2 protein-coding genes are annotated in these 6,810 nt (G+C 77.8%); one reads left to right on the top strand and one right to left on the bottom strand.

All coding sequences use genetic code 11. From position 1 onward, the window contains the following. Positions 1 to 1,733: 1,733 nt before the first annotated feature. A complete protein-coding gene (locus ACFV04_RS42855) occupies positions 1,734 to 2,768 on the top strand; it encodes a phosphotransferase family protein (RefSeq protein WP_380536512.1) in 1,035 nt (344 codons plus the stop codon). Positions 2,769 to 5,658: 2,890 nt separating this feature from the next. Here ACFV04_RS42855 and ACFV04_RS42850 read toward each other — a convergent pair. Beyond that, positions 5,659 to 6,402: an MBL fold metallo-hydrolase gene (locus ACFV04_RS42850; protein WP_380536510.1), complete on the bottom strand. Its 744-nt coding sequence runs from the start codon at positions 6,400 to 6,402 to the stop codon at positions 5,659 to 5,661. Between the last annotated feature and the right edge of the window lie 408 nt (positions 6,403 to 6,810).

Raw genomic sequence — 6,810 nt, 5'->3', positions numbered from 1 at the left:
GCCCCAGGGTGGCGGGCGGCGCCGTTGCGGGGATCGCGAGGTGGCGGCGGTGGTCGTGTCCGTCGCGGCGGCGGGGTGCACGTGGGCCCGGCCGCCGCCGTGTTCCGGTCCGTCCGGGCCGACCGCCCACCGGCGTTTCACCGGGGGGAGCAGGGCCGGGGCGTGGGCCGGGCTCCACCGGGTCGTCCCGGACGAGCCCCGGCGCGCGGGGCGAGCCGGCCCGGTCGAGGCGTGCGGTCGACCCGGTGAACATGCGGACCCTGGAAAAGGGGGAGTTGACGGGTCCGAGCCCTGTCGATCGGGGCACGTACGGGTCGAAGATCCACCTGCTCGCCGAACGCACCGGTCGACCCCTGTCGCTCGCGGTCTCCGGGGCCGACGTCCACGGCGGCCGGGCCCTGATCCCGCTCGTCGGCGCCGTCCCGCCGATCCGCGCACGGCGAGGCCCGAGGCGGTGCCGACCCGGCAGGCCGCACGGCGACACGTCCCACGACCACCGCTTCATCCGCTCCTGCCTTGGCCGCCGGCAGATCCCCGCCCGCATCACCCGCCGGGGAATCGGGTCCTCCGAGTGCCTGGGCCTCCACCGCCGGGTGATCGGGTGCACCGTTGCCTGGGGCGGCGGCTTCCGCCGCCTCCACCGCCGCCACGAACGCAAAGCCGACCACCTCGCCGCCTTCGCCGGCGTCGCAGCAACCCTCATCTGCACCCGCAGACCCCCCGAGGAGATGTCTTCTTCGTGCAGGGGGGAAGCGGGCTGGTGACGGGGGCGAAGGTGTCCTGGCCGGGCAGGGGGTGTCGCGCGGGCCGGGGCGGCCGTAGACGATCTGGTGTCCGCCGGGGGCGAGGGTGAGGGCGCAGGGTCCGGCGACGGGGTCGAGAACGGTGCGTACGCCGCGTCCGGCGGGGCGGCGGGGCGGCGGGCGAGGAGGTCGTCCTCGCCGGTGACGACGACGACGGCGGCGCCGGTTTCCAGGAGGCCGGAGGCTTGGCGCGGGTGCGGGTGGTGGCGGTGGGCAGGGCGCCCAGGCGGCGGGCGGTGCGGATCACGGCGAGGCCGATGCCGGAGGCAGCGGTGGCGGTGGTCAGGACGTGGCCGCCGTGGCGCAGGTGGACGTCCTCGGCGAGGGCGCCGCAGACGGTGAGGCCGGGCATCCACCCGACGGCGCCCCGGACGGGGGCGGCAGACGACGGGGCGGCGGACGACGGCGTGGTCGGGTACGGGGGCGTGGGTGCCGTGGACGCCGTGGTCGTTCCGGCTGAAGGCGGGCACGGTGTCGACCGGGTCACCGACGGCGAAGCCGGTGATGCCCTCGCCGAGGGCGTCGAAGGTGCCGCAGGCCTGGCAGCCGGGGGCGGCGGGCAGCTGCGGCCGTTCGAGGCGGGTGCCGGCGCACAAGAGCGCCTCGGCGTGGTCGAGGCCGGGGGCGGCGACGCGGCAGGCGCGGTTCACCGGGCCCGGGCGGGCGCCGGGGCTCTCGCGCACGGTCGGGACCTCGGGGCCCCGGTGGTCTCGAAGACGACGGTCCCGGGCATCGCACGGCTCCCCCGTGCGGCCGGCGGCGGGCCGGCGGTGCCGGGCCCAGGGCCCCACCCGGGCGGGCCGCGGCCCGCCCGTCAGGCTCCGACGGCGTCGGAACAGTGGCCTGCGGGCCCTCCTCGCACCGGAGTTGAGCATCCGTCACGACGCCCGGCCGGCCGGGGGCGGGGGGCGGGGCGTAGGCTGTCGGTCCATGATCGAAAACGGGGACGGCAGGGACGGGAACGGGTCCGGCGGGGACGGGTCCGGCGGGGACGGGTCCGGCGGGGACGGCGGGGGCGGCGGGCGGGACTGGGCCGCGACCCTGCGGTGGGCCGAGGGCGCGCTCGCGCCCGGTGAGCGGATCACGGCGGTGACGGCGCTCAAGGGCGGATGGACCTCGCGGATGCGCCGCCTGGACGTCGAACGCCCGGACGGCGGCGGCCGGTACGCGCTGGTGCTGCGTTCCTTCGTCACCCCGTTCTACCGCCGTCACGCCCCGGCCCTGCTGGCGCGCGAGGCCGGCGTGCTGGGGCTGCTGGAGGGCGGTGGCGTGCCGGCCGCGCGCCTGCGCGCCCTCGACGAGCACGGCGCGGCCTGCGACCACCCGTCCCTGGTGATGACGCACCTGCCCGGCGGGGTGCGCCTGGCCGAGGACGCGGACACCGGCCGGCGCGCGGACCTGCTGGCCGCCCAGCTCGCCGCCGTCCACGCCCTGGAGGTCGACGAGCGGTCGCGTCCGCGCGCCTGGCAGGCGTGGACCGCGCCCGACATCGTGCGCGTCCCCCAGCACACGAAGCGCCCCGCACTGTGGGCGCGGGCGGTGGAGGGGATCCGCCGCGAGGCGCCCGCGCACCGCCCGTGCTTCCTGCACCGCGACTTCCACCCCGGCAACGTGCTGTTCACCGGCAGCGGCGCGAGCCTGGCGGTCAGCGGGGTCGTCGACTGGGTGGAGACCTCCTGGGGCCCGGCCGACCTGGACGTCGCCCACTGCGCCACCGCCCTGGCCCTGCTCCACGGCCCCGCCGCCGGCCTGGCCTTCGCCGACCGCTACCGCGAGGCCGGCGGCGTCCTCGACGAGGGCACCGGCCACCTGTACTGGCGGCTGCTGGACGCCCTCGCCTTCGCCCCGGACGCCGAGAAGGTCGCCGTCCCCTGGCGCGACCTGGGCCGCACCGACCTGACCCCGGCCCTGCTGACCCGCCGTCTGGAGGACTACCTGCAGGCCCTGCTCGACCACCACACCTGACCACCACCCCTGCCCCGACCCGCCTCGCTCCGCCCCACGCGGGAAGCCGGCCGGCCCGACGTCCCGCGCACACCCGTCCGGTAAATGGCGCAGCACCCCAAGCCCGCCGGTCCGCGGCCACACCCGACGCCGCCCCCGCCCCGACCCCGCACCGGCAGCCGGCCGACCCGACCTCCCGCGCGCACCCACCCGGAACCGGCAGTCAACAGCCCAGCACCCCGAACCGGTCGAGCCTGCAACCACACCCACAACCAGCCCACCCCGGCACGGGACGCCAATCAGTCCGACCTCCCATACGCGCCACCACCACACGGCAGCAGCCCGAACAAAGCCCACCCCCCTCACCCCACACCGGAAGCCAGCCGGTCCGACTTCCCGTGGACGCCCGCGCGGGCGACCGGCTGAGGGTGAACGGGGCTTCACCCGCAGCCGGTTGAACCGCCGTGGCCGCTTCCCTTCGTCCCTCACCCCATCCGGGCGCCAGGTAGTGAACGGGCCCGCACCTCCTGCCGGTCGGGCGACAGCCACACCCCGACACCCCCATCCGCCACACCGGCCGGACCCCGCAGCCGTAGCCCGGCCGGGGCGCCCCTGTGTCCCGCACAGGAAGTCGGCCCCACCGACTTCCGGTGCACGCCACCGGGGGCACCGGGCAGTGGACGGCGCAGCACCCCCGGCCGGTTGGTCCGCCGTGCTTCCCGCCAGAGGCCCCGCTGCCGGCCCGGGGTGGCATCCCCCTGCTCTTCCCGTCCGGAAGGCCGCCCCCGCCGGCCTCCCGCGCTCACTCACGGATCGCAGCCGTACCCCGGCACCCGCACCGCTCCGGCACGGGAAGCCGGCCACACCGGCCTCCCCCGCGCCACCGCGTCAGGCCGCCGACGCGAACAAAAGCCCCGCCCCCCGGCCCGAACAGTCGGCCCCACCGGCCTCCCGTCCGCTCGCCCATCCGACATCCGGGGCAGTGAACGGGCCCGCGCTTTCCGCCGGTTGGGCCGCAGTCCGGCAGCCGCCCATCCCGCCCCGGCACGGGAAGCCGGCCTCGCCGGCCTCCTGCGCGCCCTCACCCGGACATCAGGAAGCAGCCAGGGCCACACGCACTCCCGGTCGGCCCGCAGCCACACCCCGGACGCCCGCCCCGGCACCGGAAGCCGGCCGGTCCGACTTCCCGCGCGCCACCACCGGCGGCCCGGCGGGCAGAGGGGCAGACGGCGCACGGGCGGCGCTCCCTGCCCGGACGACCCGGCGCCCACCCCGCCCCCGGTACGGGAAGCCGACCCGGCATCCATGCGCTCCACCCCGCTCTGCGCCCCGCCCTCCTTTCACCCGTCGCCGACACGCCCCGTACGCGGGAAGTCGGCCGGTCCGACTTCCCGCGCGCCACCGCCGTACAGCGGGACACCGTCCGCCCACCCCACGCCGGCCGGCCCGGGCAAGGGACCCGCCCCCTGCCCGCGCGCGGCATCGGCCCGGCCGCGCGCCCGGCCGGGCACCGGCCGGTGGACGGGGCTTCGCTCACGGCCGGTTGAGCCACAGCGGCCTCCGGCCCCGCCCCTCGCCCGCGCGCGGAAAGGTCGGTCTCCTCGACCATCGCGCACCCCCGTCCGGACAGCGGGCAGTGAGAACAGGGCGGCACCCTCCACCGATCGGCCGCCGGCCCGCCCCCACCCACCGCGCCACGCACAGGAAGTCGGCCGGTCCGACTTCCCACGCACCACTCACCCGCACACCGCTCACCCACAGGCCGGCAGCCCGTACCGGGCCCCGGACCGCGCCGCGCCGCGCCCAGGAAGCCGACCCCGCCGACCTGCCGTGCCCCGAACCCGGGCACAGGAGGTCGGCGGACGGGCCTGGCCTGCCGCCGGTCGACCTGCTGCGACGTCCGTCCCTCGCCAGTACGAAATTGGCCCCTCCACGGACACCGGGCAGTGAACAGGCCTGCGAATCCTCCCGGTCGAGCGACCGGCACCCCCAGCACCCCCGGCACACCCAGCCACCGCGCCGATCGCGGACACCCCCGCCCCCACCGGCCGGGCCCCGCCTCCCGCCCCCGGCCCGCGCAAGAAGTCGGCCCCGCCGACTTCCCGCGCACGCCACCGCACGCCACCGGGGGCACCGGGGGCACCGGGGGCACCGGGGGTACCGGGCGGTGAACGCCGCAGCGCTGTCAGCCGGTTGGGCCGCACCGCCGCCCCTTTGAACGCTGCCCGCACCGCCCCGACGGCGGCCCGCCCGGGAAGCCGGCCCCGGGCCGGCGTCCTCCCACGTCGTTCGTCCCCGTCGCACGGACCGCAGCCGCACCCCGACGCCTTCACCGCCCCAGCGCGGGAAGTCGGCCCCGCCGACTTCCTCTGCGCGCTCGGTCCTCCGGCCCCTGGGCAGGGAAACAGGCCTGCGCTCGTACCGGTCGAGCCGCAGCCGGCACCCACACGGCACGGCGCGGCACAGGAAGTCGACCTGTCCGACTTCCCGCGTGCACAAGTCCCGCCCACGCACCGAAAGTCGGCCCCGCCGATCTCCTGTGCACGCCCACCCGGGCAACCGGTAACGGACAAGGGCATCACTGGGGACCGCTTGAGCCACAACACCCTCCCCGGGCCGCGTTCCTTCACCCGCGCCGACGCGGGCAACCGGGCAGTGAACGGGCCGGCGGCATCCGCCGGCCGAGCCGCAGCCCACACCCAACCACCCACCACGCCAGGGCGCGCCACGGCGGTCGGCAGGACTCGTGGGCGGCCGGCCCGGCTTGTCGCGCACCGCCACCGCAGGCCGACAGTGCGAACAGGCCCCTCTCCCCTCGCCCCGCACCGGAAGTCGGCCGGTCCGACTTCCCGTGCACGCCCGCGCGGGCGACCGGGGCGTCGTGTTCTGCCGGCCGGGGCGCGGGGGCCGGTCACAGGGGCAGGTGCTGGTCCTCCTCGGCGGCCGTGACGTCGCCCGCGAAGGTGTGGCGGGCCTCGACGAGCGGGACGGTGCGGTCGGTGCCGGGCCAGAAGTGGGTGAGCAGCAGCCGGGCGGCACCCGCACGCCGGGCCCACCGCCCGGCCTGGGCGGCGCTGAGCAGATACGGGTCGTCCGGCCCGGTGCCGCACACGGTGACGCCCGCGACGAACAGGTCGGCACCGGCGGCCAGACGCTCCAGGGCCGGGCCGGGGCCCGCGTCACCGCTGTAGGCGAGGGTCAGGCCCGGAGCGCTCAGACGCACGCCCGCGTGCGGGACGTGATGGGGCAGCGGCACGCTCTCCAGAAGCAGCGGGCCCAGGCGGTGGGTGGCGCCGGCGTCGGCGGGCAGGAGGTGGATGTCGAAGACGTCTCGGAGGTCTTCGCTGGGTTCCATCGCCTGGACGCGGGTCACGACGCCCGGCGTGCAGTACAGGGGCAGCAGCGGCGGGCGGGGACTGGCGAAGTAGCGGGCACGGGCCAGGGCGCTGAGATCGGCGCAGTGGTCGGGGTGTTCATGGGTGATGACGACGGCGTCCGGGCCGGTGGCCGGGGTGTGGCCGAGCAGGCGGGGGAACGTGGCGTAGCCGAGGTCGAGGACGAGGCGGTAACCGTCGTACTCGAGGAGGAAGCCGCTGGCGGCACGGCCCGCTTCGGGGTGGGCGGCACTGGTTCCCAGGACGGTGAGTCGGCGCACCGGGCGATGGTCTCACGGGCGGGGTGCGCCTCCCCGTCCCGGGTGCCCGTTCCCGGGCGGGCCGGTGCAGCCGGTGCAGGTCCGTCACGCCTTCCCACCGCCCCGTCATCCGGCATGCGGCGCAGCCGGGTTCGACACGCCGACGGCCGTGCGGCACGGTGGCCGCGGGACGGGCTGCGGGCGGTGCGGGGCTGCGGGCGGTGCGGGGCGGGCGGGCGGGGCCGGACGGCCACGCCGCTGCGGATCCCGCGCCGGCCGGCGCCCGTACCCGCACGACACCGGCACTGGCAGCAACAGCGACGCTGACGGCGGCACGGCGGCACGGCGGCACGGCGGCACGGCGGCACGGCGGCACGGCGGCACGGCGGCACGGCGGCACGGCGGCACGGCGGCACGGCGGCACGGCGG

Origin of the sequence: Kitasatospora sp. NPDC059599, assembly GCF_042735125.1 — a bacterium.
GTDB lineage: Bacteria > Actinomycetota > Actinomycetes > Streptomycetales > Streptomycetaceae > Kitasatospora.
The sequence above is the reverse complement of the archived record's forward strand: the minus strand, read 5'-3'. Positions and strand labels throughout refer to the sequence as shown.

Bases quoted from the DNA above. Each gene is read 5' to 3' on its own strand.
- ACFV04_RS42855 (WP_380536512.1), top strand. From the start codon at position 1,734: ATGATCGAAAACGGGGACGGCAGGGACGGGAACGGGTCCGGCGGGGAC.